This window comes from Streptomyces sp. LBL (assembly GCF_029893585.1).
In the GTDB taxonomy this organism is placed as follows: Bacteria; Actinomycetota; Actinomycetes; order Streptomycetales; family Streptomycetaceae; genus Streptomyces.
Window position 1 is genome coordinate 15195 of record NZ_JARXYX010000012.1, and the last position, 26447, is coordinate 41641.

Below are 26447 nucleotides of genomic sequence, written 5' to 3' on the forward strand. Positions count from 1 at the left end.
GCGGCCGGCGCACGCTGGTTCATGCGGGCCGGCCTCCAAGGTGCACAGGGACACCCGCGGTCGCCGGAGGTCACGTTCCGGTCAGGTGCTCCGGACGTACCGGCGTTCGGTTCAGCTCCAGCCCCGTCGCGTCGCGAACGGCCGCGAGCACGGCCGGAGTCGACGACAGGGTCGGTGCCTCGCCGATGCCGCGCAGCCCGTACGGGGCGTGGTGGTCGGCGAGTTCGAGGACGTCGACCGGAAGGGTCGGCGTGTCGAGGATGGTCGGGATCAGGTAGTCCGTGAAGGAGGGGTTCTGGACCTTCGCCGTCTTCGGGTCGACGATGATCTCCTCCATGACCGCCATGCCCAGGCCCTGGACGGTACCGCCCTGGATCTGGCCGATGACGGAGAGCGGGTTGAGCGCCTTGCCGACGTCCTGGGCGCAGGCCAGCTCGATGACCTTCACCAGACCGAGCTCGGTGTCGACCTCGACGACCGCGCGGTGGGCGGCGAAGGAGTACTGGACGTGTCCGAAGCCCTGGCCCGTGCGCAGGTCGAAGGCCTCGGTCGGGCGGTGCCGCCACACGGCCTCCACCTCGACGGCCTCGTCCTCGAGGACGTCCACCAGAGGGGCGAGGACCTCGCCGCCGTCGGTGACGACCTTGCCGTCCTCCAGCAGCAGCTCGGCGGTGGCCCAGGCCGGGTGGTACGAGCCGAACTTGCGGCGCCCGATCTCCACGACCTTCTCCCGGACCAGCTCGCAGGAGTTCTTCACGGCGCCGCCGGTGACGTACGTCTGCCGGGACGCGGAGGTCGAACCGGCGCTGCCCACCCGGGTGTCCGCCGGGTGGATGGTCACCCGCGCGACACCGAGTTCGGTGCGGGCGATCTGCGCGTGGACGGTGACTCCGCCCTGGCCGACCTCCGCCATGGCCGTGTGCACGGTCGCGACGGGCTCCCCGCCGACGACCTCCATGCGCACGCGCGCGGTCGAGTAGTCGTCGAAGCCCTCGGAGAAGCCCACGTTCTTGATACCGACCGCGTAGCCGACCCCGCGGACGACGCCCTCGCCGTGCGTGGTGTTGGACAGGCCGCCCGGCAGCTGTCGTACGTCCGCGCCCTCGCTGCTCTCCCACTGCCGCTCGGGAGGCATGGGCATCGCCTTGACCCGGCGCAGGAGTTCGGCGACCGGCGCCGGGGAGTCGACCGGCTGCCCGGTCGGCATGATGGTCCCCTGCTCCATCGCGTTGAGCTGCCGGAACTCCACCGGGTCCAGACCCAGCCGCTTCGCCAGCTTGTCCATCTGGGCCTCGTAGGCGAAACACGCCTGGACCGCGCCGAAGCCGCGCATCGCGCCGCAGGGCGGGTTGTTGGTGTAGAGGGCGATGGCCTCGATGTCGACGTCGTCGACGACGTACGGGCCGACGGAGAGCGAGGAGGCGTTGCCGACGACGGCCGGGGAGGTGGAGGCGTAGGCACCGCCGTCGAGGACGATCCGGGCCTTCAGGTGGGTGAGTCTGCCGTCCTTCGTCGCCCCGTGCTCGTAGTACAGCTTGGCCGGGTGGCGGTGGACGTGCCCGAAGAAGGACTCAAAACGGTTGTAGACGATCTTCACGGGTCTGCCGGTGCGCAGCGCCAGCAGGCAGGCGTGGATCTGCATCGACAGGTCCTCGCGCCCGCCGAACGCGCCGCCGACGCCGGACAGCGTCATCCGCACCCTGCTCTCGGGCAGGCCGAGCACGGGCGCGATCTGGCGCAGGTCGGAGTGGAGCCACTGGGTGGCGATGTAGAGGTGGACGCCGCCGTCCTCGTCGGGCACCGCGAGCCCGGACTCGGGGCCGAGGAAGGCCTGGTCCTGCATGCCGAAGGTGTACTCGCCCTCGACGATGACGTCGGCGCGTTCCCGAGCGGTGGACACGTCTCCGCGGATGATCGGCTGGCGGTGGACGATGTTCGGGTGCGGGACGTGGCCCAGGTGCCGGTCGTCGCGGTTCTCGTGGACGAGGATCGCGTCGGGCGCGGTCGCGGAGGCCTCGTCGGTGATGACGGGCAGCGCGCGGTACTCGACCCTGATCCTGGCGGCGGCGCGGCGGGCCGTCTCCGGGTGGTCGGCGGCGACGATGGCGACGGGCTCGCCGTGGTGGCGCACCTTGCGGTGCGCGAGGACCGGGGTGTCCTGGATGTCCAGGCCGTAGTTCCGCACGTCGGTCGGCAGGTCGTCGTACGTCATGACGGCGTGGACGCCCGGAAGCGCGAGGGCCTCGCTCGTGTCGATGGAGACGATCTCGGCGTGGGCGACGGTGGAGCGCAGGGTCTGTCCCCAGAGCATGTCCTCGTGCCACATGTCGGACGCGTACGCGAACTCGCCGGTGACCTTGAGGGTGCCGTCCGGGCGGAGCGTGGACTCGCCGATTCCGCCCTTGCTGTCCGCCCCCTGGGTGACCTGGGTGGGCGTGCCGAGGGGAGGGCCGATGGGGGCGCTGTCGGTGGGCATGCTCAGACCGCCTCTCCCTGCCGGGCGGCCGCCAGGCGGACCGCGTCCATGATCTTCTCGTAACCGGTGCAGCGGCACAGGTTCCCCGACAGCGCCTCGCGGATGTCCGCGTCGGTCGGGTTCGGGTTGCGCTCCAGCATCTCGTCGGCGGCGACCAGCAGACCCGGGGTGCAGAAACCGCACTGGACGGCACCCGCGTCGATGAACGCCTGCTGGACCGGGGAGAGGTCGGTGCCCTCACCGGTGTGGGAGTCCTGCGGCCCGGCCGCCCACTGCCGGGCGGCGTCCAGTGAGGTACCGCAGGAGCCCGTGTCGCAGGAGCCCGTGCCGCAGGAGCGCCGCCGGGCGTACTCCGCGAGCCCTTCGACCGTGACGACCTCGCGGCCCTCCACCTGACCGGCGGCGACCAGGCAGGAACACACCGGTACGCCGTCCAGTCGGACCGTGCAGGAACCGCACTCGCCCTGCTCGCAGGCGTTCTTGGACCCGGGCAGCCCGAGCCGCTCCCGCAGCACGTACAGCAGGGACTCGCCCTCCCAGACGTCGTCGGCTTCCTGCGGACGTCCGTTGACCGTGAAACTGACGCGCATTACGCGACACCGCCCTTCCGCTGTGTCCGGCCTTCGGTGCCGCGATAGGACTCCCAGGTCCAGGTCAGGGTGCGGCGGGCCATGATGCCGACCGCGTGACGGCGGTAGCTCGCCGTGCCCCGGACGTCGTCGATCGGGTTGCAGGCGGCGGCGCACAGATCCGCGAACTGCTGGGCGACCGACGGGGTGATGACCCTGCCGTTGTCCCAGAAACCGCCCTCTTCGAGCGCCGCGTTCAGGAACTCCTCGGCGGTCTTCGCCCGAACCGGCGTGGGCGCCGCGGAGCCGATGCCGGTGCGGACCGTGCGCGAGGACGGGTGCAACGCGAGCCCGAAGGCGCACACCGCGATGACCATGGCGTTGCGGGTGCCGACCTTGGAGTACTGCTGCGGCCCGTCGGCCTTCCTGACGTGGACGGCCCGGATCAGCTCGTCGGCGGCGAGCGCGTTGCGCTTCACGCCCGTGTAGAACTCGTCGATCGGGATCAGCCGAGATCCCCGTACGGACTCCACCTCGACCTCGGCACCCGCCGCGAGGAGGGCCGGGTGGGCGTCACCGGCCGGGGAGGCGGTACCGAGGTTGCCGCCGACGCCGCCGCGGTTGCGGATCTGCGGGGAGGCGACCGTGTGCGAGGCGAGGGCCAGGCCCGGCAGTTCGGCGCGCAGGTGGTCCATGATCTTCGTGTACGGGACGGAGGCACCGAGTCGGACGCTCTCCTCGCCCACCTCCCACTCGTAGAGGTCGCGGACGCGGTTGAGGTCGAGCAGGTACTCGGGCCGGCGGTGGTCGAAGTTGATCTCGACCATCACGTCGGTGCCGCCCGCGATCGGCACGGCGGTGGGGTGCCCGGCCTTCGCGGCGAGCGCCTCCTCCCAACTGGCGGGGCGAAGGAAGTCCATGACCGGCTCTCTTCGTTCGTCTCGTGAGGCTTCGCCTCGTGGGTCGTCCGGATCGGGCCCTGCGTGGGCGGGCCATCCGTGGGCGGCGGTCCCGGCTCGTTCCCTGTGCTCTTCACGCTAAGTGAGATCAGTACACAACGCCGTACGCCGACCGGGTCAGTCACGGAAACCATGAAGGAGTTGGCTGGCCAGGGCGGTCTTCTTGTAGATTCGTATGAACGGAGGTCATCGGTAACCTCCCCGTTCCCCTGGGGAAACGCGCGACACAGCCCACGTGACCTGGGACACAGCCTCGGAGCCGGAGAGCGGAGTTCACCACCCCGAGGGGCCGTCCCCCTCCTCACAGCACCCTCAGACCTGATCGATCGATCGTGGATTTCGAGACACAGAACGGCGGCGACGAGAATGCGGCTGCGCGCACTGCTGGACACCGACGCGCTGGGCCTGCGGCTGCTCGGCGGCGAGGACGAGCTGGATCGCACTGTGCGGGGTGTGATGACCACCGACCTCCGGGACCCCAGCCGCTATCTCTCGGGCGGGGAACTGGTGCTCACCGGCCTGGCCTGGCGCCGCGACGCGGCCGACTCCGAGCCGTTCGTACGGATCATGGTGCAGGCCGGCGTGTCCGCGCTCGCGGCCGGTGAGGCCGAGCTCGGCGGCGTCCCCGACGATCTGGTCGTCGCCTGCGCCCGCCACCGCCTCCCGCTGTTCGCCGTGCACGAGTCGGTGGCGTTCGCGACGATCACCGAGCACGTCGTACGGCAGGTCTCCGGCGAGCGCGCCGACGACCTCGCGGCGGTGGTCGACCGGCACCGGCGGATGATGACCTCCGGCCCCTCGGGCGGCGGCCCGGACGTGGTCCTGGATCTGCTGGGCTCGGACCTGGACCTGCGGGCCTGGGTACTGTCCCCCACCGGCCGCCGGGTCGCGGGCCCGAGGACCGGGGGCGCGGGTCTGCCCGCCGACGTGTGCGCGAAGCTCGCGGCCGAGCACCTGGCGGCGGTCCGCACGGGCCGGCGCGGCCCGCATCGCGTCCTGCTCGGCTCCACCACGTACTCCCTCTTCGCGGTCCGCAGCGGCGGCCCTTCCCCGCACGCCTCCCGGGACGTCCGCGAGACGGTCCTGTCGGACTGGCTGCTGGCCGTCGAGGCGGACGCCGGGGACTGGCCGGAGCAACGCCTGGACCTTCTGCAGGGCGTCACCCAGCTGATCGCCGTGGAACGCGACCGCCGGGACGCCGCCCGCACGGTCCGCCGCCGGCTGGCCCAGGAGGTCCTGGAACTGCTGCAGACGGGCGCCGCCCCCGCCGAGATCGCGGCACGGCTGCGGGTGGCCGCTCCCGAACTGCTGCCCGGCCTGGGCGCGGCCCCGCTCTGGCAGGTGGTCGTGGCCCGCGTCGAGTGGGAGGGCGGGCGGCCGGGGGGCGGCCCGGTGGCCCAGTCACTCCTGGAGGAGATCCTGGTCGACCCGCTCGCCGCCGGTCCCGAGCCCGGCGACCGCATCGCCGTGGCCGACGCCGGTGACGAGGCGATCGCGCTGGTCCCCCTCCCGGCGGGCTCTTCGGAGCACGGGGGCTCGGAGTCCGGCATCCTCGCCGACGTCCTGCTGGAGTCCGTACGGGACCCGTTGTCGGCCGGTCTCGGCGACGACGGCCGGGTCACCCTCGGCGTCAGCGCGTCCGTCCACTCGGCGGAGGGCCTGCGCGGCGCTTTGGAGGAGGCCCGCCACGCCCGCCGGGTGGCCGCCGCCCGTCCGGGCCGGGTCTGCGCGGCCGGCCACCAGGAACTGGCCTCCCACGTGCTCCTGCTCCCCTTCGTACCCGACGACGTCCGCCGCGCCTTCACGGCCCGCCTCCTGGACCCCCTGCGCGACTACGACCGCCGCCACCGCGCCGAACTGATCCCCACCCTGGAGGCCTTCCTCGACTGCGACGGCTCCTGGACCCGCTGCGCGACCCGCCTTCACCTGCACGTCAACACGCTGCGCTACCGCGTCGGACGGATCGAGCAGTTGACGGGTCGCGACCTGTCCCGCCTCGAGGACAAGCTGGACTTCTTCCTGGCCCTGCGGATGAGCTGAAACCCCGAAGCCCGCAGAGTCCCACGACTTTGTGAAATCCTTCACCCACCCCCTTGGCCGGGCCGGTGCATTCGTGCTGAGATGCGGCCACCACTCAAGGCTCGATGGCGCGCTGGGCCTGTCCTCCGGATCAGGTCGATGTGGAGAGGCTGTGCTCGGCGACGCCGGTGAGCGGGGCGTGGTGCGTGCGACTGCGAGGCGGAGGCGGCGGTCGAAGCGGAGCTTCGGCGACCGACGACAACGCCACAGCCGCGCGTGCCGAGCGCCGCGATCCCGAGCTGATCCGAAGGACAGAACCTCGGGGAGGACAACGTGGCGCATACCGCCATGTCTGGTTACGGAACGACCGCCGGTGACGATCCACTCCAGACCGCGGTATGGCGGCTGCGCTCGCGCGCCTGCTGGGCCGACGCGGCGGCGCTGCTCGAACCGGTCACCGCGCCGACCGCCCTCCAGCGGGCGTCGCTGCTGGTGGAACGGTGCCTCTACACCGAGCAGGGCTGGGCGGAGGCCGAGGACGCGCTGCGCACGGCCGAGGCGCTGGCCCACAGCGACGACGAACGCGGGGCGGCCGCTTGTGAACGCGGGCACCTTGCGTACACCGCCACACTGCACGGCGTACGGGACCGGGCCGACGAGGCGCGGGCCGCGCTGGGGCGGGCGGCGGCGCTGATCACTCCGGGGGCTCCGCGGCGGGCGCTCCTCGACTTCCGCCGGGGCCTGCTGGCGGAGAACCTGACCCGCTCCCCCCAGGCGGCGCGGGCCGCGTACCGCCGGGCCCATGCGGGCGCGACCGCCCACTCCGACCTGCTGCTCCTCTCCTTCACCTGGCGCCACCTCGCCGGGCTCGCCCTACGCGAAGGCGAGTTGGCGGAGGCCCGGCACGGCTTCACCGAGTCCCTGCGGATCCGCGAGGAGTTGGGCTACCTGGTCGGGACGGCACCGGCGCTGGCGTCCCTGGCGGATGCGATGGCGGAACCGGAGGCCTCCCGGCTCCGAGAGGAGGCCCGCCGACTGTTCCGGCTGCTCGGCGGTGTACCGACGTGGCTGTCCCACCAGTTGGCGCCGCCGACGGCGGGGGCGGCCTCGGCGTAGGGACTCGGTCGTCGAACACACCGAAGGCGGGCGGGATTCACACCACCCCAGCGGGAACCCCGCCCGCGTTCACACCACCCCGGCGTACACCCGCCCGGGTTCACACCACCCCGGCGTACACCCGCCCGGGTTCACACCACCCCGGCGTACACCCGCCCGGGTTCACACCGCCCCGGTGAAATGTCCCCCCACCAGCGACCGCACCACGTCCAGGTCCCGCGCGATCAGTGCCTCCAGCAGCGACATGTGCTCCGCCGCGTCCGCCACCAGATCGGCGCGCCGCCGCACCCCGGGGCCTTCGACCAGCGGCCACTGGGCGCGGCGGTGCAGGTCCTCCGCGACCTGCACCAGCTGCTCGTTGCCCGCGAGCGCCAGCAGCGCCCGATGGAAGGCCCGGTCGGACTCGGCGTACGTGGCCGGGCAGCCGGAGGAGGCCGCGCGGACCGTCGCGTCGGCGAGCGGCCACAGCTCGGCCCACCGCTCGGCCTGCACCGTGCCGGCCAGCCGCAGCATCACCGGCACCTCGATCAGCGCCCGCACCTCCGCCAGTTCCGCCAGCTCCCGCGCCCCGCGCTCCACCACCCGGAACCCGCGGTTCGGCACGACCTCGACCGCGCCCTCCAGCGTGAGCTGCTGCATGGCCTCCCGCACCGGGGTGGCCGAGACCCCGAACCGCTCCCCGAGCGCGGGCGCCGAGTACACCTCGCCGGGCCGCAGCTCCCCCGCCAGGAGCGCGGTGCGCAGGGCGTCGAGGATCTGCCCGCGCACGGAGGACCGCTGGACCGCCGGCCGGGACCGGGGCAGCGGTGGCTCGCTGTGGGTGTGTTCCCCGCGTACGGCCCCGGGTGCGGCGTCCCGCTCCCGGTCCATGGCGGCGACGCCGGCTTGCGACGGCACCCGTACCGCGCCGGCCGGGCGATCCGGGATCCGCGTCTCGGCGAAGCCCTGCGTGCTCTGCTCCACGGGTCCTCCTCCGGACGTATCGGTACTTGGGGTCATTACGGCGGGTTGCCACTCGTCCGTCAAGCACCTTAGGCGCAGAAGCCGCCAGTTCATATCTCGCCCACGTTGGGTAAGGTAAGGCTTGCCTTCAATTTGCTCCGCATCTCGTCATGGATCGGTGATTCCGGCATGCCAGTGACGCCCTCGGCCCTCACGGACGCGTACGCCCGTCTGACGGACGCCTTCCCGGGGCTCACCGTCACGGAGCTGGCCGCGACCGACCGCCTCCCCGACGACCGCGGCTGGATCACCGGCGCCTCGCTCGCCGAGGGCGGCCCCGGCCTCGACGCCTTCCTGGCCTGGGACGACGCCCAGGTGCGGCGCGACCACGGCCGCCCCGCCCGTCCGGACGTGACCGCGAGCTTCGGCCTGCACCGCTACGCCTGGCCCGCCTGCCTCCTGGTCACGGCCCCCTGGTTCCTCCTGCGCCGCGTCCCCCGCTACCCGGTGACCCACGTCGCGTACGACCGCACCGACGGCCCCATGGCCTTCGCCGTGCGCCCCGGACCCTTCGCCTGCCTCCCGGACGACCCGGCGGCGGCACACCCCGACGCCCGCGTGGTCCCGGACGAGGAAGCCCTGCGCGCCGAGGTCCGCCACGCGATCGCCGAACACATGGAACCCGTCCTCGCCGCCTTCGGCCCGCGGATGCGCCGCCGCGGCCGTGCCCTGTGGGGCATGGTGACCGACGAGATCGTCGAGGGTCTCTGGTACGTCGCCGAGCTGCTCGGCGCACCCGAACAGCGGCGGGCGGAACGCGAGTTGGAGCTGCTCCTGCCGGGGACGGCCAGGCCGTACGTCGGCTCGGCCGCCTTCCGGCAGCTGACCGGGCCGGACGGTGAGACGCTGCCCACGAGGGACCGGGCGAGCTGCTGCATGTTCTACACCCTGGAGCCCGCGGGCACCTGCGTCACCTGCCCGCGCACCTGCGACGCGGACCGGGTCGCCAGACTCACGGTGACCGCCGTCAGTTGACGCACCCTCAGTGAAAAATCCGCGCCCTCATCCCGTAGGATCCCCGACGAATGAGGCGCCCCCGCGGTGAGACGAGCGAGGCGCCCCACGGTTACCGGCACTTCACAATTTCCTCACGAGCCACGGGAACTTTCCGCGGAACCACCCGTACGGGTAGTCTATTCGCACTCAACTCCCGCCCCTCAAACGGCAGTTCGAGCAGAAAGTCGCCCCGGGCATCCCCTTGCACTTCCTTGGCGGCCTCTTGCCCCGAAAACGCCTGAGGGCTGTTGGGATTGGGCCACTATGGCGGGCGTTACGCCCTATCCCAATGCAAGGGACCCCAGATGAGACTGACCGACATATCGCTGAACTGGCTGCTTCCGGGCGCCGTACTGCTCCTGGGCATGCTGGCGGCGGTGGCGGTGCTCGCGCGCGGAAAGCGCTCCTCCGGGGAGAAAGCGAGCACGGAGGATTCGTGGGAGCGCAGCGAGGAGCGCCGCAGGCGCAAGGAAACCATCTACGGCACGGCCTCCTACGTCCTGCTGTTCTGCAGTGCGGCCGTGGCCGCGGCACTCTCCTTCCGCGGCCTGGTCGGCTTCGGCCAGCAGAACCTCGGCCTCACCGACGGCTGGGAGTACCTGGTGCCGTTCGGCCTGGACGGCGCGGCCATGTTCTGCTCCGTACTCGCGGTGCGCGAGGCCAGCCACGGTGACGCGGCCCTCGGCTCCCGGATACTGGTGTGGATGTTCGCGGCTGCCGCGGCCTGGTTCAACTGGGTGCACGCGCCACGGGGCATCGAGCACGCGGGCGCCCCGCAGTTCTTCGCCGGCATGTCCCTGTCGGCGGCCGTACTGTTCGACCGCGCGTTGAAGCAGACCCGTCGGGCCGCGCTGCGCGAGCAGGGTCTGGTGCCGCGTCCGCTGCCGCAGATCCGCATGGTCCGCTGGCTGCGGGCCCCCCGTGAGACGTACAAGGCATGGTCGCTGATGCTTCTGGAGGGCGTGCGCAGCCTGGACGAGGCGGTCGACGAGGTCCGCGAGGACAAGCGTCAGAAGGAGACGGCCCGACTGCGCCGCCGCGAGCAGGAGCGGGTCGAGCGGGCACACCTCAAGGCGATCAGCCGGGGTCACCGCGGCTTCGTCGGCCGCGGCCGGCAGCCCGAGCCCCAGGCCACGGCCACCCTTGAGCGCGGCTCGGACCGTGCCGCCGCGGAGCCTGCCATATCGGCGTCGGAGCAGCTGCCCGTGCCCGCGCGTCCCTCCCTGCAGCCCGTCCGCAGCGGAATTGACTCATTCTCGGTCGACCTCACCGCGGAGGACGACACCATGGCGCTGCCGCGCCTCGACTCCCTGGAGCGCAAGCTCAAGGACCTGGAGCAGCAGTTCGGCTAGGCCGAGCACCATGGGAAGGGGATGTGACCGGCGGGGTCACGCCCCCTTCCCTTTCTCCTTCTCGTTTCCGTTCCCGTTCCCGTTCCCGTTCCCGTTCCCGTTTCTGTTTCCGTTCAGGCCGGGCCCGCGTCCAGCTCGAACCACACCGCCTTCCCCACCCCGTGCGGCCGCACGCCCCAGGCGTCCGCGAGGGACTGCACCAGGACCAGGCCTCTGCCGTTCGTACCGTGCGTCCCGTGCGTCCCGTCGTCGGCGTTCACGACGCGCAGCCTGGGCCTGCGGGCCACAAAGTCCCGTACCTCCACCCTCAGGCCACGGGGTCCGACGGTCGCCGTCAGGACCGCGTCGTGGTCGGTGTGGACGAGCGCGTTGGTGACGAGTTCGCTGGTCAGCAACTCCGCTACCTCTGCCCGTCCGGGCCTGCCCCAGTGCCGTAACAGCTCCCGCAGCGCCCTGCGCGCCTCGGGCACCGCCCTCAGGTCCGCCCGCCCGAGTCTGCGATTGAGCTGCGGTGCCGGCCCCTCGTTCCCGTCGACGTCGGTCGTGTCCTCCACTGTCTCCGCCGAGAAGGCCCCGATCGCCGTGGGACCGCCCCCTCGTGCCTGCCTCTTCATGGCCCCCGCCCGCGTGCCGATGTCGGTTCCCCCTGCTCGATCACGTTCACGGGATCCATTCCCCTTGGCTCACGGGGCAGTCATGTCGGATCCTCAACGACCAGGTGTTCGGCCATGGGTGCGCAGGTACCGGCCGGGCAGCACAGCGGAGCTGGTGCCGGCGGCAGGGGCGGGTGTCAGAGGAGCCGGCGGGCCGCCTGGAGCTGGTGTTCTCCTGCGCGCGGGCCCAGAAGCACGCGTGGGCCGGCGACGGGGCGCCGATGGGTTCACTGTGGGGCGGGTCGGGCGCCGCCGAGCGGCGGCGAGGCGCCCGCAAACTGGCCGGAATCCACTGGTCTTCACGCGGATTCTCGGTCGGATACGCGGCTGGAAGCCACCTGGAACTCGCTGGCCCGAGACGACTCCCTTTTTCGTTTCATGACCGAGAAGGGACACGACTGTGCCGGATCTGCATGTCATCATCGCCGGGGGCGGGCTGGGTGGCCTGGCCCTCGCGCAGGGCCTTCAACGGGCGGGGGCCGGCGTCGCCGTCTACGAGAAGGATCCCAGCCCGGGCTTCCGCAACCAGGGCTTCCGCATCCGTATCAACTCCGACGGCATCACCCGCCCTCAAGGCCGTGCTGACCCCCCAGGCGTTCGACGTGTTCGCGGCCACCGCCGCAACGCCCGGGCCGCGCATGGACACCTTCGACAACCGGCTGAACCTGCTGCATGCCCAGGAACCCCCGCTGGTCCCGGGCCTGCCCGGTGACGGGCACCTGGCCAACCGCATGACGCTCCGCCAGATCCTGCTGGCCGGACTGGACAAGGCCGTCCACTACGGCGCTCGACTCACCCGCTACGACGCCATCGCCGCAGGCGCGGCACGTTCGACGATGGCCGTCACCCCTCCCAAACGGCGGCAGCCGTACGGTCGTCCGCGTATCCCTTGACCCTTACCTGGGCGTCGGCGAGGAACGCGGCGAGGCCGGGCGGGGTGGGGCCGGACCATCGGCCGGTCAGGTATTGGCAGAGTTCGGGTGCGCCGCGCAACGGGTCGGCGAGGCCCCCGGTGCACATCAGGAGCGTGTCACCCGGGCGGGCGACGGAGGCGCGGAAGCGGAAGGGTTCACGGGGCGGCTCGAGGGCCGGTTCGTACGGGCTCGGGGGTGTCGGTATGCCCAGGTCCATGGTGAGGCGGTCGCCTTCGGGAGTCTCGGTGCGCAGTGAGCCGAAGCCGACGACCGGTTCGCCGGTGACGTCGAGGACGCGCGGTTCGATGTCCTGCCATTCGCCGTCGCGCAGCCGGAAGAGTCCGCCGACGCCGACGCCGAAGAAGACGCGGGTGCGGCACTCGGGGTCGGCGGGCAGGAGGAGGCAGCGCAGGGTGGCGCCGTACTCCTCGGGATTTATGCCCTGTTCCGAGGCGCTGGCGCGGAGTTTGCCGAGGCTGCGGTCGGTGAGGCGGTGCAGCCCTGACTTCAGATCGCCGCGCCGGCCGGCCCTGATGTCCTCGGCGAGCCGGGCGTGACTGTGGCCCACGGCCCGGCCGATCCAGTGACAGGCCTCGGCGGCGGCGCGGTGGGCGCCGGGTGTGGCGCGGGCGCCGGTGGCCATGGCGACGAGGACGAGTGCGTGGTCGCCGGTGCCGAAGCGGGTGGTGAGGAGCGAGTCGCGGCGCGGCTCTCCTCGGAACCGGGCGGAGTCCCCGCGTACGGAGGCCGCCCGCAGCGTGCAGGCCCCGTACCGGGCCCCGTCCAGCACGGTGTCCGCCACCAACTCGTCGAGCCGGTCCGGGTCGGCCGGGGGCAGCGTGGTGGGCTCGGCCTCGTAGGTGGGCGGCCCGGACCCGACATGTCCGACGGGGTCGGGTGGCTGGAGGGGGAGGTCGACGCGGGTGGCGGTACGGGTTCCCTGCGGGACGGGAGCGGAGGCGGTGGCGCGGGGCTGATCCCAGTCGGGGCCGGTGGCGGCGCTGAGCGAGGGGGCGGCCTGCGGCTCGCCCCGGAACGCGCCGAATCCGGTGCTGGTGGCGGCGGAGGGGGGATCGGCGTGGGGGGCGGGGTCGGCGTATGCGTCGGCGTCGGCGTCGGCGTCGGCGTCGGCGTCGGCGGATGAGGCACGGGCGTCGGCGGATGAGGCACGGGTGAGATCTTGAACGGGGCCGGCCTCGGTGGCGGGCGGAGCGTCGGCGCCAGGAAGGAGTGGTGCGAACGGAGGTGGGGGCGGTGGGGGTGCCGACGGGAGCGGAGGCGGTACCGACGGGGACGGAGGCGCTACCCATGGGGACGGAGGCGGTACCGACGAGGACGGAGGCAGCGTGTCCGGGGGGATGCGCGAGACCGGGGCCGTGGTGTTCGGGGTTTCCGTGGAGGTGCGACCGCCCGTTGCCTGGGGCGGGACGGCCTGGGGGCCCCGCTCCTCCCGCCCGGAACCGGACCGCCCCTCCACCGTCTCCTCCACCGTCCCCGCCGCCGAGGCGAAGCGGTCGTCCACGGACTCCGGTGTGGGTGTGGGGCCCGTGTCCTCGGCGGAGTCACCGTACAGCTGTCCCCACCAGTCGTCCTCGTGCACCGTGGGCTTACCCCCCTGCTGACTCATGCCTCTGATTGTCCACCGCAAGGGCCGGATGAAAACGGGGCATCCGGAAATCGCCCGCCGTGGACCGGATGGGCCCACGCGCGAGAAGCCCAGGTGAACGGGCCCGGCAGCCTTTGTGACCTGCGTTTTCGGTGGCCCTCCGGCACTCTGGACAGATGGGAGTGGTGGACCTCCTGCTGGTCGGCCTGGTCATGCTGCTCGGGCTGGGCGGCGTGCTCATACCCGGGGTGCCCGGGTCGTGGCTGGTGTGGGCCGCGGTCATGTGGTGGGCGCTGACGGATCCGCAGCCGCTCGCCTGGGCCGTCCTGGTCGGCGCCACGATCGCACTGTTCGTCTCCCAGGTGGTGCGCTGGACGCTCCCGCCCCGTCGGCTGCGCGCGAGCGGCGCCACCCCGCGCATGGCGGTGTACGCCGGGGTCGGGGCGTTCCTCGGTTTCTTCCTGGTCCCCGTGTTCGGCGCGATCCCCGGTTTCATCGGCGGCATCTACCTCTGTGAACGGCTGCGGCTCGGTCGGCACGGCGAGGCGCGGGCGGCGCTGCGGACGGCGATGCGTTCGGGCGGCTCCAGCGTGCTCGCGGAGTTGTTCACCTGCCTGTTGATCATGGGGGCGTGGCTGGGCGCGGTCCTGTGGGGATGAGTCGTAGTCCGGGGGCCCAGTCCCAAGATCTGATGCGTCGACGCGGTGGGCGTGCTTGGCTGATCGTCATGACCGCATTCAGTGAGGCCGAACGCTCGTATCTGAAGTCGCAGCGGCTGGGGCGGCTGGCCACCGTCGACGAGCACGGCCAGCCGCAGGCGAACCCGGTCGGCTTCTTTCCGCAGGACGACGGCACGATCCTCATCGGCGGCTACGCGATGGGGCGTACGAAGAAGTGGCGCAACCTCCAGAAGAACCCGAAGGCCGCGCTGGTCGTCGACGACATCGTGAGTCTCGAGCCGTGGAAGGTGCGTGGCATCGACATCCGCGGCGAGGCCGAACTCCTCGTCGGACCGCACGACCTGGGCCCGCACTTCAGCGAGGAGGTGATCCGCGTCCACCCGCGTCGGATCCACAGCTGGGGCCTGGAGGGAGAGGACCAGTAGGACTCCGTCAGGTCGTCCTGGGCACACCCTTGGGCCGGCGTGTCCAGACCGTTGACGGCTCAATAGCCGCATGACAACGTTTTCCATCATCCGCACCTTCACGGATCGGAGGACGTTTCCATGCGTAGGTATCCCTCGCGCCGGGCAGTGGTCGGTTCCGGCCTGACGGCCATGGCCACGATGTCCGCGCTGACCGCGGCCTCCACCCGATCCGCCTCCACCCGATCCGCCGCCACCGCGGGCGCCGCGGCCACCGACGCCGGCGACGCGGACCAACGCTCCCGCGCCCTGACCCGCGCCCGAGCCGCCTACGCCGGCCTGGACACCTACCTCGGTGCGAAGGACGGCTCCGGACTGGTCCGTGAGCAGTACCCGGCGGCCTCGGGCGACAACGCGTACTCCTACGAATGGGGACGGCGTACGCCACCTCTTCCCCAGGAACCCGCGGTCGCTGCCCGCCACTCCGGGCGCGGGCGGGTCTCCGGCGTAAGGGCGAGCGGGACGTCCGGAGGAAGGGTGGAGGCGCCTAACGCCTGGAGGCCCTGGAGGCCCTGGAGGCGCCCAGAGGCGTCTGGAGGACGCCTTCGAGGCTGAGCAGACTCGTCTTGCGCTCCAGCCCGCCCGCGTATCCCGTGAGGGAGCCGTTGGCGCCGATCACCCGGTGGCAGGGCCGCAGGATCAGCAGCGGGTTGGCGCCGATCGCCCCGCCGACGGCCCGTACGGCGGCCCGGGGCGCACCGATCCGTGCGGCGATCTCGCCGTACGTCGTGGTTGCCCCGTAGGGCACGATGTCGAGCGCGTTCCAGACCCGCTCCCGGAACTCGCTGCCCGCCGAGCTCAACGTCAGCCGGAATTCCTTGAGTTCCCCCGCGAAGTAGGCGACGAGCTGTTCCTCGGCGGCCCGGAAGAGGTCCGGGTCGTGTCGCCAACCCTCCTGTGCGGTACGGCCGTTCTTCTGGCCGGGGACGGACAGCGAGGACAGCGCCCCGGTCGGGTCGGCGGTCAGCAGGAGCGGCCCGAGCGGGCTCTCCATGACGGTGTAGTGCGTCTCGGTGGTCATCGGTACTCCAACTCTCCTGCTGCGCGCAGGTGTTGCACGGCGTAAGAGCGCCAGGGGCGCCAGGTGTCGGGGACGTCGAGGCCCGGCGGCGCGACGTCGGGGTCGGCGAGGGCGCGGGTGCGGATGGCGGCGGCCGTACGGGCGTCCAGTCCGGGCAGGGCGAGCAGCTCGGCCTGCGCGTCGTCCCGGTCGGCACCCTGGTCCAGTCGTACGGCGCCGTCGGCGAGGGCCGCGGCAAGGGTGCCCAGCGTTCCGTCCGGCTCGGCCTCGGCGAGAACGGCCGGCTCGGGAAACACCTGGGTGAGCGGGCCGGAGGGAGCGTCCAGCGCCTTACCGTACCGCCGGACCAGCTCCTCGGCCCGGGCCCGCCCCACCAGGGCCCGCACCGCGAACTCGTCCGGATCGGCGGCCCCGGGCGATCGCAGGCCCGGTCGGGCGGCGACCAGCGGACCGAGCCGTGCGTCGGCCCCGAGCCGCTCGTCGACGGCGTACGGATCGGCGTCCAGGTCGAACAGTCGTCGCAGGCGCTGGACGGCGGTGGTCAGATCGCGCGGGTCGGTGAGATGCAGCCGGGCGTCCAGCCAGCCGCCCGGATGAGCGCCGGACGCGGTCCGTGCCGCCCCCGCCCGCTCCGCCCCCGCTCGCTCGTCGACGGCGACGATGCCGGTGCCGTGCGGAAGCCGCAGGGTACGCCGGTACGTCCGCCGCCCGCGTACCCCGTTCATCTCCTCGATGCCCGCCACGGCCTCGGCCGCCAGCAGGTCGAACACGGCTCCGGCCTGGTAGGGACCGCGGTGGGCGAGCCGCAGCGGGATCCCGGCGGTCGGCGTGGCCGCACGCCGGGTGGCCCGGCCACCGCGAGGTGCGGCGGCCCGTAGCTCGCTCGGTGTGGAGGCGTACACCTCCCGCATGGTGTCGTTGAACTGCCGCACGCTGGCGAACCCCGACGCGAACGCGATCTGGGTGATCGGCAGGTCGGTGGTCTGCAGCAGCACGTGTGCGGTGTGGGCGCGCTGGGCCCGGGCGAGGGCGACCGGTCCGGCGCCGAGTTCGGTGGTGAGCTGGCGCTGCACCTGCCGCGCGCTGTACCCGAGCCGCGCGGCGAGCCCGGCGACGCCCTCCCGGTCGACGATGCCGTCGCCGATCAGGCGCATCGCCCGGCCCACCACGTCCGCCCGGACGTTCCAGTCGGCGGAGCCGGGTACGGCGTCCGGCCGGCACCGCCGACAGGCTCGGAACCCCGAGCCCTGCGCGGCGGCGGCCGTCGCGAAGAACCGTACGTTGTGCCGCTTCGGCGTCACCGCCGGGCAACTGGGACGGCAGTAGATCCCGGTCGTCGCCACGGCGAAGAAGAACTCGCCGTCGAACCGCCCGTCCCGGCTCCGCACCGCTTCGTACCTGGTGTCTTCGTCCATCACGCCCTCCAGTGTCGACCGTGGGGAGGGCCGGCGCTAGCGGAAATCGGACGTGAAGGCCGACCTGCTTCGCCGTGGCTTCGGGAGCACCGGACCTACATCCACCGCCCCCTCTTCGCCTCCATCGCCGCCTTCCCTTCCGCGCCCTTCCGCTTCCAGTCCCGGCGGATCTCCGCCCGGAGCCGCGCGTCGGTTTTGGCGACGATCCGCCGGTTCTCCCGGATGAGCTTGTGGTAGCTCGCCAACCGCCGCTCTCCCAGCTCGCCGGAGGCGATCGCGGCGACCACCGCGCATCCCGGTTCACTCTCGTGCGCGCAGTCGTGGAACCGGCACCGCTCGGCCAGTTCCTCGATCTCGGAGAAGACCTGTCCGACCCCGGTCTCGGCGTCCCACAGTCCGACGCCCCTGAGCCCCGGTGTGTCGATGAGGACACCCCCGGTCGGCAGGGCGAGCAGGTTGCGGGTGGTGGTCGTATGACGGCCCTTGCCGTCGGCGTCCCGGGCGGCCTGGACGTCCATGACGTCCTCGCCGACCAGCGCGTTCGCCAGGGTCGACTTGCCCGCGCCGGACTGCCCGAGCAGCACGGACGTACCGCCGCCGACGATGGCGACGACGACGTCGAGCCCGTCCCCGCCGACGGCGCTGACCGGCAGCACGGGCACCCCGGGCGCGGCCGTCTCCACGTCCTGGACGAGGTGCGCGACGGTCGCCGCGTCCGGTACGAGGTCCGTCTTGGTCAGTACGACCACGGGCTGGGCCCCGGACTCCCAGGCGAGGGCGAGGAACCGCTCGATGCGGCCGAGGTCGAGTTCGACGGCCAGCGACACGGCGACGATCGCGTGGTCGACGTTGGCCGCGAGGATCTGCCCCTCGGACCGCTTGGAAGAGGTGGAGCGCACGAAGGCGGTACGGCGCGGCAGATACGCGCGGACGTAGCGCGGGGTGCCGCCGGGTTCGACGGCGACCCAGTCGCCGGTGCACACCACCCGCATCGGGTCGTGCGGGGTGACGAAGGCGGTGTCCGCGCGGACGATCCCGTCGGCGGTGATCACGTCGCACTGTCCGCGGTCGACCCGGACGACGCGGCCGGGCAGCAGCCCTTCGGGCTCGTAGGGGGTGAACTCGTCCGCCCATGCCTCGTCCCAGCCGTAGGGAGCGAGTGCGGAGCAATCGGCGAAAACCGAGGTGGGAGAGGGGGAAGAGGAGGGAGAGGGGCAAGAGGACGAAGAGGTGGGAGAAGACGAACGGGTGGAAGACAAGGGTGACCCTTCACAGGGCGGCCCCGGCACGCGCGAGACTACGCGCGGAGTTGAGGAATCGTCAGCCGGCGGCCACGGAGGTGGACTTGATGAACTTCCGGATGCGGGCAGCGCCCATCTCAACGACAGCCATCGGTCGCACCTCCCCAACCAAACCAAGTCACCCGCGGCAACCCTCAGTCGCCGCTCCAACAGAACCGACCCTAGAGGCGCCCAGGCCGCGACGCCATCGAATTACGGCGACCCGTTCGGCGACGCGCGCGAGGCGTGCGCGGCATCGATCGCCAGGAGCGAAAAGATGATTCCGCACGGCCCAGACATGTTCGCGTCCGCGGGGCACGGGCCATGTCATGCCATGCCGTAGAGCGTCTCCAGGTCGACCAGTTGGATTTCAGGGTCGGCATGTGCGGCCACGTTGGCCTTGTCGTTGAAACCTGCGCCGCTGAGACACATGAGTCGGGTGCTGGTGGTGTCGTAACGACCCGCCTGGGTGATGAGGTCGCGAATGTGCTGGAGGCGCTCGATGTGGGCGATGCCCATGGTGTCGTTCCATGTGGCCTCGCCGATGGCCAGGAGCGGTGGCCTGGAACCGTCGGCGATGCCGATGACCGCCACATCCACCTCGTGTCCGACGCGGGCCTTCGGATCGTGCACCACGCCGTGTCCGACCCGGGCGGGCAGACCACCGATCAGTTCAGGGTCGGCGTGGTGCAGCGCCCAGTCGCGGCAGACCTGTTCGAAGTGAGGGCCGAGGACGTTGCTGGTGAAGCGGCGGCGACTGGCCTGCCAGACCCGGGCTGCGCTGCCGGGGCGTTCCAGCTGGTCCCAGACCGGTCGCATGATGGCGTGATAGAAGCCGATCAGCGGTTCGGCGATGCGATAGGTGGGGCGGTTGTCGCGGAAGGCGTCGGCGTCCCGGTGCAGCAGGCCGGCGTCTTCGAGGACGTTGATGGGGTGTGCGATGTCGGTGGCCTTGCGTTCCAGGTACCCGGCCATACCTCCGCGGGTGGCGTTGCCGTCGGCGACTGCGGCCAGCACGGAGAGGTACAGGGCGGTGTCTCGCAGGTCGGGCTCTTCCGCGAGTAGATAGCGGGCTTCTCGGAAAAGGGGTGTCTCTGGGTTGAGGACGGTGCGAACGACCCAGTCGTCGAAGTCGTCGGCTCCGTTCGGGGTGTCGCCGCGGGCGAATTCCCGTCGGTACGCGGGGGTACCGCCGACGATCGCGTTGACCCGCAGGGCCAGGCGCGGATCCGTGATGTTCCAGAATTCTGCGGCCAGGCGGTGGTCGAGGGGGCGGACAATCAGCTCCAGCCCTGCCCGGCCTCGCAGGGGGGGCATTGCCGGACAGCAGCCTGCCCATGAACGACAACGCCGAGCCACACAGCAGTAGCCGGGTGCGGGAGGCGCTGCGCTGGTCGCGCATGGTCCGCAGTGCCTCCTGGATGATCGAGGGAAGCTCCGGATTCGCCTTCGGGCCCCGCGGTGGCCCGTCAACGCGTTTTCCCCCGCCGACGTTCTCGCGGCCGCCGCTCTCAGCCGCGACCGGTGCCTTCAGCCGCGACCGGTGCCCTCAGTCGCGGCCCACGCCCTCAAGCCTTCGTGCAGCTCTGCCCGTTCAGCGTGAAGTCGTACGCCGGGGAGTTCTTGCCCTGCCAGGAGGCGAGGAAGCCGAGGTCGAGCGAGCCGTCCGCGGGGACCTTCTTGTTGTAGGCGGCGGCGGTGGCGGTGACGCGGGAGCCGTTCTGGGTGAAGCTCGCGTCCCACATCTGGCCGACTTTCTGGCCGTCGCGGAAGGACCAGGCGACCCGCCAGGAATCGAGGGCCTTTTCGGTTCTGATGGTGACGGTGACCTGGAAGCCGTCGGGCCACTGGTTGACCATGTCGTAGGTGACGCTGCAGGTCGCGGCCTCGGCCGGGTCGGGGCCGGTCCTGTCGGGGTCGCCGCCGGGGGCGGTGGACGAGGCCGTGCCCTGGACCGTGGCGCCGGGGTCCCTCTTCTCGGACGTGCCGGGCGTGCCCGAGGTCCCGGGGTCCGACGGCTTCGGGGAGCTGGTGGAGCGCGCAACCGTGGACGGGGTGGAAACGGTGGACGAGAAGGACGGGCCGGGGCCGGCCACCGGCTGACGGTCGCCGTCGCCGGGCGACGTGGCGCCGTTGTTGTCCGTGCCGCCCGGCATCATCGACACGCCCAGCGCCAGCAGGGACACCAGGACGGCCGCGACCAGGAGCCCATTGCGCACGACACGCGCCTTGTGCGCGCCCGGGTTCGGGGGCAGGTCACTGTCGGCCGGGCCCGGGCGCCCGGCACCGAGGCGTACCTCGGCGGCCCGGCGGCGGCGCTCCAGGTACGCGAGACCGCCCCAGCCGATCACCCCGCCGACCAGCGCCCCGGGCAGGCCGCCGCCGTGCAGTCGCAGACAGGAGGCGGCTTCCGCGCACTCCACGCACCGCGCGAGGTGCCGGGAGAGGTCGTTCGGGGTGTCGGCGGCGGGCGACCGGGTGACCGCGTCGAGCAGCCGGGCATAGCTGCGGCACTGCGCGTCCATCGGTGTGTCGAGGTGGGCGCGGTGACAGCGATCCCGGAACAGGTCCCGCACCTGGGCGAGTTCCTCGCCGACGACGGCCGGATCGAGGCCGAGCCGACGGGCCACGACGGGCAGCGGCAGCGCCTCCACCTCGGCCAGCCAGAGCAGGGCCGCGTCCGGTTCCTGAAGGTCGCGCAGCCCGCGCAGCGCGAGCGGGCGCCGGAGCGGTGGGCCGGTGTAGCGGGCGGCATTGTCGGAGTTGAGCCACAACCGCAGTTCGGGGTCGAGCTTGTGGCCGTGGCCCTGGATCTCCCAGGCCGCCGCCGTGTTGCGTACGGCGGTCAGCAGCAGGGGGATCCTGGGCAGGCGGGCCGGGCGGCGGCCGGCACGGCGAGCGGGAACGGCCTGGGCGTCACGGGCTTCGCGCATGCCCAGGGAGAAAGCCTCCGTGGCCAGTTGGGTGGCCGCGGTGGATCCGGACGTGCACAGGTCGGCGTAGGAGAGCACGGCATCCCAGCACTCCGAGAGCAGCGCTGCCTCGGCGGTGTCCTGGGGAGTCGGCAGGTCGGGCATGGGTCTCCTGCGGTCACAAGTGAGGTCAACTCGCCATATTGGCAAAGAAGTTGGGGGGTACCTCACGGCAGGAGGCGAGCCTTTCACGCCTCCCGCACAACTGACAAGCGCCCTGTTCACATGTCATGACAGACTGCCGCACCCCCACAACTCCGGCCTGCAGTACGGACGCGGACCGCCGGACGACTCATCCGTACGTGGCCGAATCCTGTACGCCGTGGCCGAATCCCCCATACCGGAGCCGATTCCCTCGCACCGGGACAGAATCCGCCATACCGGAGCTGAACCCCCTGCACCGGACGGAATCCGCTATACCGGGGTCGAGTCCTCCGCCGGAAGGCTGTCCATGAAAGAACTGACGGAGAAGACCGCGCGACCCGGACCGGGCAGACCGTAACCGGGGGGTGAGGACAGGCCGAACTCGTCCATGGTGGCGCGGTAGGCCTCCAGCAGCCGGATGTGGTACTCCAGCGGCGCACCCTGCGGGTTGGCCTTGCCGAGCGGGGTCGTGGGCTCGGGGCACCAGGTGGTGAAGCGGGGCGTGATGCCGTGCGACATGAAGAAGCGCAGGCCCTCGGTGGTGGACGCGATCGCCTCGTCGACGGTGGTGAAGCCGAAGGGCTCGGCCATCTCCACGCCCGCCACGAAGTTGGGGATGACGTTGCGGGCGCCGAAGACGTCAGCGGAGTCGAGGATCCGCTTGTGCCACTCGTCGCGGCCGACGTAACGCTCCTTGCCCGGGCAGTACAGCTCGAACAGACGGCGGTCCCACACCTCGAAGTTGGGGTGGTAGATCTGCACGCCGTAGTCCTTGAACCGCTGCACGTCGTCCTTGGGCAGCGCCTGGGCGACGACCTTGCCGATCCAGCGGCCCGGGAAACGCTCCTCGATGGCCTTGGCGTAGTGGCCGTAGAAGTCGGCCTCGTCGCGCCCGGCGATCGTCTTGGTGATCGCGCCGCCGGTCAGCGTGTAGGCGGTGGACGCCTTCGCGGTGTCGTACCGGTCGATGATCTCCAGGGCTTCGAGGACCTCCTCGACGTCCTTCACGCCCGTGTACGGCCGCCCGGCCGCCTTGTGCTGGCGCCAGTTGTGGTTGATGTCGCAGTACTGGCACTCCTCCTTGGCGCCGAAGTACTGGCAGACCCGGAAGACGGTCAGGTAGATCAGGTAGCCCCACTGGATGGTCGGGGCGACCTCCATGACGGACTTTCCGTTGGCGAGCGTGTGCCGGTAGTACTCGGGCATGGGCGGCACACCGACGTCGGCGATCCGCTTCCCGTCGAGGTAGAGCCCGAGCACACCGTCCGCACCGGCGGCGACGCGGTAGGGCGAGGACGGGTTCACGCGTACGGAGACGACGGTCCGCCGCAGGTCGTACGGGCCGCCGGTCAGGATGATCTCCTCGGGCGGACGCCTCAGCGCGGCCTCGCCCAGCTCGGGCAGGGTGCCGTGGTCGAAGGAGAAGATGAAGTACGACTTCGGCTTGACGTCCCCGGCCTCGTTGTCGCTGAGGGCCGACGGGTCGAAGGCCAGCCCGCCCCGGAGCAGATCCTCCTTGAAGACGGCTTCCCGTGGTACGTGCGGGAACCGCTCCATCAGATCCTCGACCAGCGCAGTACGGCTGCCCATCCTGTTGTCTCCTCACGGTGCGGACGTACGACTCCTCACGGTATGCCCTCGCCGCCGTGCGAGCCGTGCCGGGTCCCTCGTGCCGCTCGACCTGCCTGGTCACATGGGGTCTCACCGGGATCGGGACCCTGCGCGTCACCCTCCGGATGATCAGTACCCGGTGGGCGGCGGATCACCGGCCGAGGTACGTTCCACCCGTGGATCATGGCTCTCGGTTCTCGACCGGCCAGGTTCTCGACACTCCAGGGAGGGCGACGCGATGTCCGAGACCGTGACGAATTGGGCCGGCAACATCACCTACACGGCCGAGGAACTGCACCGCCCGCACTCGCTCGGCGCGCTGGCCGCCCTGGTGGCCGACAACACGAGGGTGCGGGTGCTGGGCAGCGGGCACTCCTTCAACACGATCGCCGAGCCGGGCGCCGACGGCCTCCTGCTGTCGCTGGCCGCGCTGCCGGCCGAGGTCGACGTCGACGCGGCGGCCCGTACGGTACGCGTGGGCGGCGGCGTCCGGTACGCGGAACTGGCCCGCCGGCTGCACGGCCACGGGTTCGCGCTGCCCAACATGGCGTCCCTGCCGCACATCTCGGTGGCCGGGTCGGTGGCGACCGGCACCCACGGTTCGGGCGTGGGCAACGGTTCGCTCGCGTCAGCCGTGCGCGAGGTGGAGATCGTCACGGCGGACGGCTCGACGGTCGTCATCGGACAAGGTGATGCCCGCTTCGGCGGTGCGGTCACCTCGCTCGGCGCCCTCGGAGTCGTCACCGCGCTCACTCTCGACGTGGAGCCCTCGTTCGACGTCGAGCAGCACGTGTTCGCCGAACTCCCCCTCGCCGGTCTGGATGTCGGAACGTTCGAGACGGTGATGGCGAGCGCGTACAGCGTCAGCCTGTTCACCGACTGGCGCGCGCCGGGCTTCCGGCAGGTGTGGCTGAAGCGGCGCACCGACCAGCCCCTGCCCGACTTCCCGTGGGCCGCGCCCGCCACCGAGAAGATGCACCCGGTGCCGGGGATGCCCGCCGTCAACTGCACCGAGCAGTTCGGGGTGCCGGGGCCGTGGCATGAGCGGCTGCCGCACTTCCGGGCGGAGTTCACCCCGAGCAGCGGCGCCGAGCTGCAGTCGGAGTACCTGCTGCCCCGGCCCTACGCCCTCGACGCCCTGCATGCCCTGGACTCGATCCGTACGACGCTCGCCCCCGTGCTGCAGACCTGCGAGGTACGGACCGTCGCCCCCGACGAGCAGTGGCTGAGCCCTGCGTACGGGCGGGACACGGTGGCGCTGCACTTCACCTGGGTCGAGGACACGGCGGCGGTGCTGCCGGTGGTGGGGCGGCTGGAGGAGGCGCTGGACGCCTTCGACGCGCGGCCGCACTGGGGGAAGGTGTTCACCGCCCCGTCGGCGGTGCTGCGCGGCCGGTACCCGCGGCTGGACGACTTCGCGGCGCTGGCCCGTCGGCTGGATCCGCAGGGGAAATTCGCCAACGAGTTCGTCCGGGACGTCCTGTCCCTCTGACAGTCCCTCTGACAGTCCCTCTGGCTGTCCCTCTGGCTCTCCCTACTGACGGGTCCCTGCCGACCGTCTCCACCGACCGTCCCTCCGACTTTATAAAGCCCCTTTCCTAACCCCTTGTCGAAAGTCCTCGGCTGCCCATAGCCTTACGCCGCGCCGGTGCCGACGTTGTCCCGGCATGGATCCGAAGGGATGGGGGCCGACCGGTGAAGCGCACCTCACGTGACATCCGTACGGCGAACCGCTACGAGGTGCTGCGCCAGATCATCGCCGCGTCTCCCACCTCCCGGCAGGAGCTGGCGGCCGCCACCGGCCTGAGTCTCGCCACGGTCGCCACGCTCGTCGGCGAGCTGCTCGACCTGCGGATGATCACGGAGGTCGGGTTCGAGGACTCGGCGGGCGGCCGCCCCCGGGGTCTGATCGCCGTCAACGCGTCGGGCGGTGCGCTGATCGGCGTCGACATCGCCGAGACGTACGTCCATGTCGAGCTGTTCGACCTCGCGCTGAACGTGCTGGCCCGCGCCGACGAGGACGTGCGCCCCGGCGAGAGCCTGCCCGAGCAGGTGGTCGCCCATGTCGCCGCCGCGGTCGGCTCGGTGGTCACGCAGGCCGGGATCGAGGGTGCCCGGGTCCTCGGCGTCGGCGTGAGCGTGCCGGGCCAGGTGGACCGCGTCACCGGCATCTCCGAGTACGCGCCCAACTGGGACTGGCACGACGTGCCCCTGCTCGACCTGCTCACCGAGCACATCGCCTACCCCCTCCACCTGGACAACCCGCTGCGTGCGTCCGCGGTGGCCGAGCTGTGGTTCGGGGCCGCACGGGGACGCGGGAACGCCGTGGTGGTCAACCTCGGCACCGGAGTGGGCGCCGGACTGGTCCTGGGCGGCGCGCTGCATCGGGGGGTGAGCAACAGCGCCGGCGAGTGGGGCCACACCACGCTCGTCCTGGACGGCCGGCTGTGCCACTGCGGCAACCACGGCTGCGTGGAGACGTACGTCGGTGCGCCCGGCATCATGCTGAACCTGCGGGAGCTGAGCCCGGTCAGCGCACTGCTGCACCCGGAGGACCAGACGGCCACCATCGACGCGCTGGCCCGCGGGGTCGCCGCGCACGATCCGGTGGCCCTGAAGGTGGTCCACGCCACCGCCCGTTACCTCGGCGCCGGTATCGCCGATCTGATCAACCTGTTCAACCCCGAAATGGTCGTGCTCAGCAGCTGGGTCGCGGCCACGCTCGGCGAGCCCCTGGTCGCCGAGGTGCGCGCGGCCGTCGCCCGGCACGCCCTGCCCCGGCCCCTGGCCGCGACCGAGATCGTCCTCTCCCCCATCCCCACCGACCCGGTGTGCCTGGGCGCCGCGACCTTCGCGCTCGAAGGCGCACTCCAGTCGGTGAGCCAGCGCAGCCCCAAGCGCTCCGTCCGCACGAGGGGCCGTATCGCACCTGCTTCGTGACATACCCGCTTCGTGACGCACGCGCTGCGTGACGCCTCCGCAGTGTGACGTACGCGCTGCGTGACGCACCGTCTTCTTGACGCGTGCGCCGTCGTGATGCCCGGCGATCACGTGCCACGCCCTTGCGATCACGTGCCGTGGCCCGGCGAAAACACGCCACGTCCCGGCGATCCCGTCCGGCATCCCGAACGCTACACAACGCTTCAAACAGACTTCGTCCAACCCCTTGCCGAAGCCTTAGCCGAAGGTTAACGTCCG

20 protein-coding genes and 1 pseudogene are annotated in these 26447 nt (G+C 71.7%); 9 read left to right on the forward strand and 12 right to left on the reverse strand.

Annotated features, from left to right (window positions below; translation table 11 throughout):
• Positions 1–70: 70 nt before the first annotated feature.
• The 3 genes from M2271_RS16385 to M2271_RS16395 are packed head-to-tail and all read right to left on the reverse strand — an operon-like array spanning position 71 to position 3965.
• Entirely contained in the window at positions 71–2476 is a 2406-nt protein-coding gene (locus M2271_RS16385) for a molybdopterin cofactor-binding domain-containing protein (protein ID WP_280887954.1), read from the reverse strand.
• A 2-nt stretch (positions 2477–2478) separates the two neighbouring features.
• Entirely contained in the window at positions 2479–3066 is a 588-nt protein-coding gene (locus M2271_RS16390) for a 2Fe-2S iron-sulfur cluster-binding protein (protein ID WP_280887955.1), read from the reverse strand.
• Entirely contained in the window at positions 3066–3965 is a 900-nt protein-coding gene (locus M2271_RS16395) for an FAD binding domain-containing protein (RefSeq protein ID WP_280887956.1), read from the reverse strand. The genes M2271_RS16390 and M2271_RS16395 overlap by 1 nt, the downstream gene beginning before the upstream one ends.
• A gap of 405 nt (positions 3966–4370) precedes the next feature.
• Here M2271_RS16395 and M2271_RS16400 point away from each other — a divergent pair, with 405 nt between their 5' ends.
• Both M2271_RS16400 and M2271_RS16405 read left to right on the forward strand, forming a co-directional pair.
• A complete protein-coding gene (locus tag M2271_RS16400) occupies positions 4371–6044 on the forward strand; it encodes a PucR family transcriptional regulator (RefSeq protein WP_280887957.1) in 1674 nt (557 codons plus the stop codon).
• Positions 6045–6356: 312 nt separating this feature from the next.
• Complete coding sequence (locus M2271_RS16405; RefSeq protein WP_280887958.1) at positions 6357–7139, forward strand: hypothetical protein; 783 nt, start codon at positions 6357–6359, stop codon at positions 7137–7139.
• 162 nt (positions 7140–7301) lie between these two features.
• Here the strand turns inward: M2271_RS16405 and M2271_RS16410 are convergent, their stop codons facing one another.
• Entirely contained in the window at positions 7302–8102 is an 801-nt protein-coding gene (locus M2271_RS16410) for a GntR family transcriptional regulator (protein WP_280887959.1), read from the reverse strand.
• Between the two features lie 168 nt (positions 8103–8270).
• Between M2271_RS16410 and M2271_RS16415 the strand changes: the two genes are divergently transcribed.
• Positions 8271–9116 carry a (2Fe-2S)-binding protein gene (locus M2271_RS16415; protein WP_280887960.1) on the forward strand — a complete coding sequence of 282 codons (846 nt, stop codon included), beginning with the start codon at positions 8271–8273 and terminating at the stop codon, positions 9114–9116.
• A gap of 326 nt (positions 9117–9442) precedes the next feature.
• Positions 9443–10489: a DUF2637 domain-containing protein gene (locus M2271_RS16420; RefSeq protein WP_280887961.1), complete on the forward strand. Its 1047-nt coding sequence runs from the start codon at positions 9443–9445 to the stop codon at positions 10487–10489.
• Positions 10490–10602: 113 nt separating this feature from the next.
• Here the strand turns inward: M2271_RS16420 and M2271_RS16425 are convergent, their stop codons facing one another.
• Complete coding sequence (locus M2271_RS16425; RefSeq protein WP_280887962.1) at positions 10603–11103, reverse strand: ATP-binding protein; 501 nt, start codon at positions 11101–11103, stop codon at positions 10603–10605.
• 617 nt (positions 11104–11720) lie between these two features.
• Here M2271_RS16425 and M2271_RS16430 point away from each other — a divergent pair.
• Positions 11721–12035 (forward strand): hypothetical protein, encoded by a 315-nt coding sequence (locus M2271_RS16430; protein ID WP_280887963.1) that lies wholly within the window; start codon positions 11721–11723, stop codon positions 12033–12035.
• On the opposite strand, the gene M2271_RS16435 is transcribed toward M2271_RS16430, so the two are convergent.
• Positions 11986–13683 (reverse strand): protein phosphatase 2C domain-containing protein, encoded by a 1698-nt coding sequence (locus tag M2271_RS16435; protein ID WP_280887964.1) that lies wholly within the window; start codon positions 13681–13683, stop codon positions 11986–11988. The genes M2271_RS16430 and M2271_RS16435 overlap by 50 nt on opposite strands.
• 155 nt (positions 13684–13838) lie before the next feature.
• Here M2271_RS16435 and M2271_RS16440 point away from each other — a divergent pair, with 155 nt between their 5' ends.
• A complete protein-coding gene (locus M2271_RS16440; protein WP_280887965.1) occupies positions 13839–14321 on the forward strand; it encodes a DUF456 domain-containing protein in 483 nt (160 codons plus the stop codon).
• A gap of 68 nt (positions 14322–14389) precedes the next feature.
• Positions 14390–14767, forward strand: a complete 378-nt coding sequence (locus M2271_RS16445) for a PPOX class F420-dependent oxidoreductase (RefSeq protein WP_280887966.1) — start codon at positions 14390–14392, stop codon at positions 14765–14767.
• Positions 14768–15293: 526 nt separating this feature from the next.
• Here the strand turns inward: M2271_RS16445 and M2271_RS16450 are convergent.
• The 6 genes and pseudogenes from M2271_RS16450 to M2271_RS16475 form a co-directional block, all read right to left on the reverse strand.
• The gene (locus M2271_RS16450) at positions 15294–15827 is read right to left on the reverse strand and encodes a methylated-DNA--[protein]-cysteine S-methyltransferase (protein ID WP_280887967.1); all 534 of its coding nucleotides are present in this window, start codon (positions 15825–15827) and stop codon (positions 15294–15296) included.
• Complete coding sequence (locus M2271_RS16455) at positions 15824–17242, reverse strand: AlkA N-terminal domain-containing protein (RefSeq protein WP_280887968.1); 1419 nt, start codon at positions 17240–17242, stop codon at positions 15824–15826. The genes M2271_RS16450 and M2271_RS16455 overlap by 4 nt, the downstream gene beginning before the upstream one ends.
• Positions 17243–17337: 95 nt before the next feature.
• Positions 17338–18501 (reverse strand): ribosome small subunit-dependent GTPase A, encoded by a 1164-nt coding sequence (gene rsgA, locus M2271_RS16460; RefSeq protein ID WP_280887969.1) that lies wholly within the window; start codon positions 18499–18501, stop codon positions 17338–17340.
• Between the two features lie 348 nt (positions 18502–18849).
• Positions 18850–19972 (reverse strand): annotated as a pseudogene (locus M2271_RS16465) (ATP-binding protein); the annotation flags it as partial.
• 118 nt (positions 19973–20090) lie between these two features.
• Positions 20091–21599, reverse strand: a complete 1509-nt coding sequence (locus M2271_RS16470) for a cellulose-binding domain-containing protein (protein ID WP_280887970.1) — start codon at positions 21597–21599, stop codon at positions 20091–20093.
• Between the two features lie 309 nt (positions 21600–21908).
• Entirely contained in the window at positions 21909–23228 is a 1320-nt protein-coding gene (locus M2271_RS16475; RefSeq protein WP_280887971.1) for a radical SAM protein, read from the reverse strand.
• Positions 23229–23487: 259 nt separating this feature from the next.
• Between M2271_RS16475 and M2271_RS16480 the strand changes: the two genes are divergently transcribed.
• Entirely contained in the window at positions 23488–24741 is a 1254-nt protein-coding gene (locus M2271_RS16480) for a D-arabinono-1,4-lactone oxidase (protein ID WP_280887972.1), read from the forward strand.
• A 203-nt stretch (positions 24742–24944) separates the two neighbouring features.
• Positions 24945–26189, forward strand: a complete 1245-nt coding sequence (locus M2271_RS16485; RefSeq protein ID WP_280887973.1) for an ROK family protein — start codon at positions 24945–24947, stop codon at positions 26187–26189.
• Positions 26190–26447: the final 258 nt, after the last annotated feature.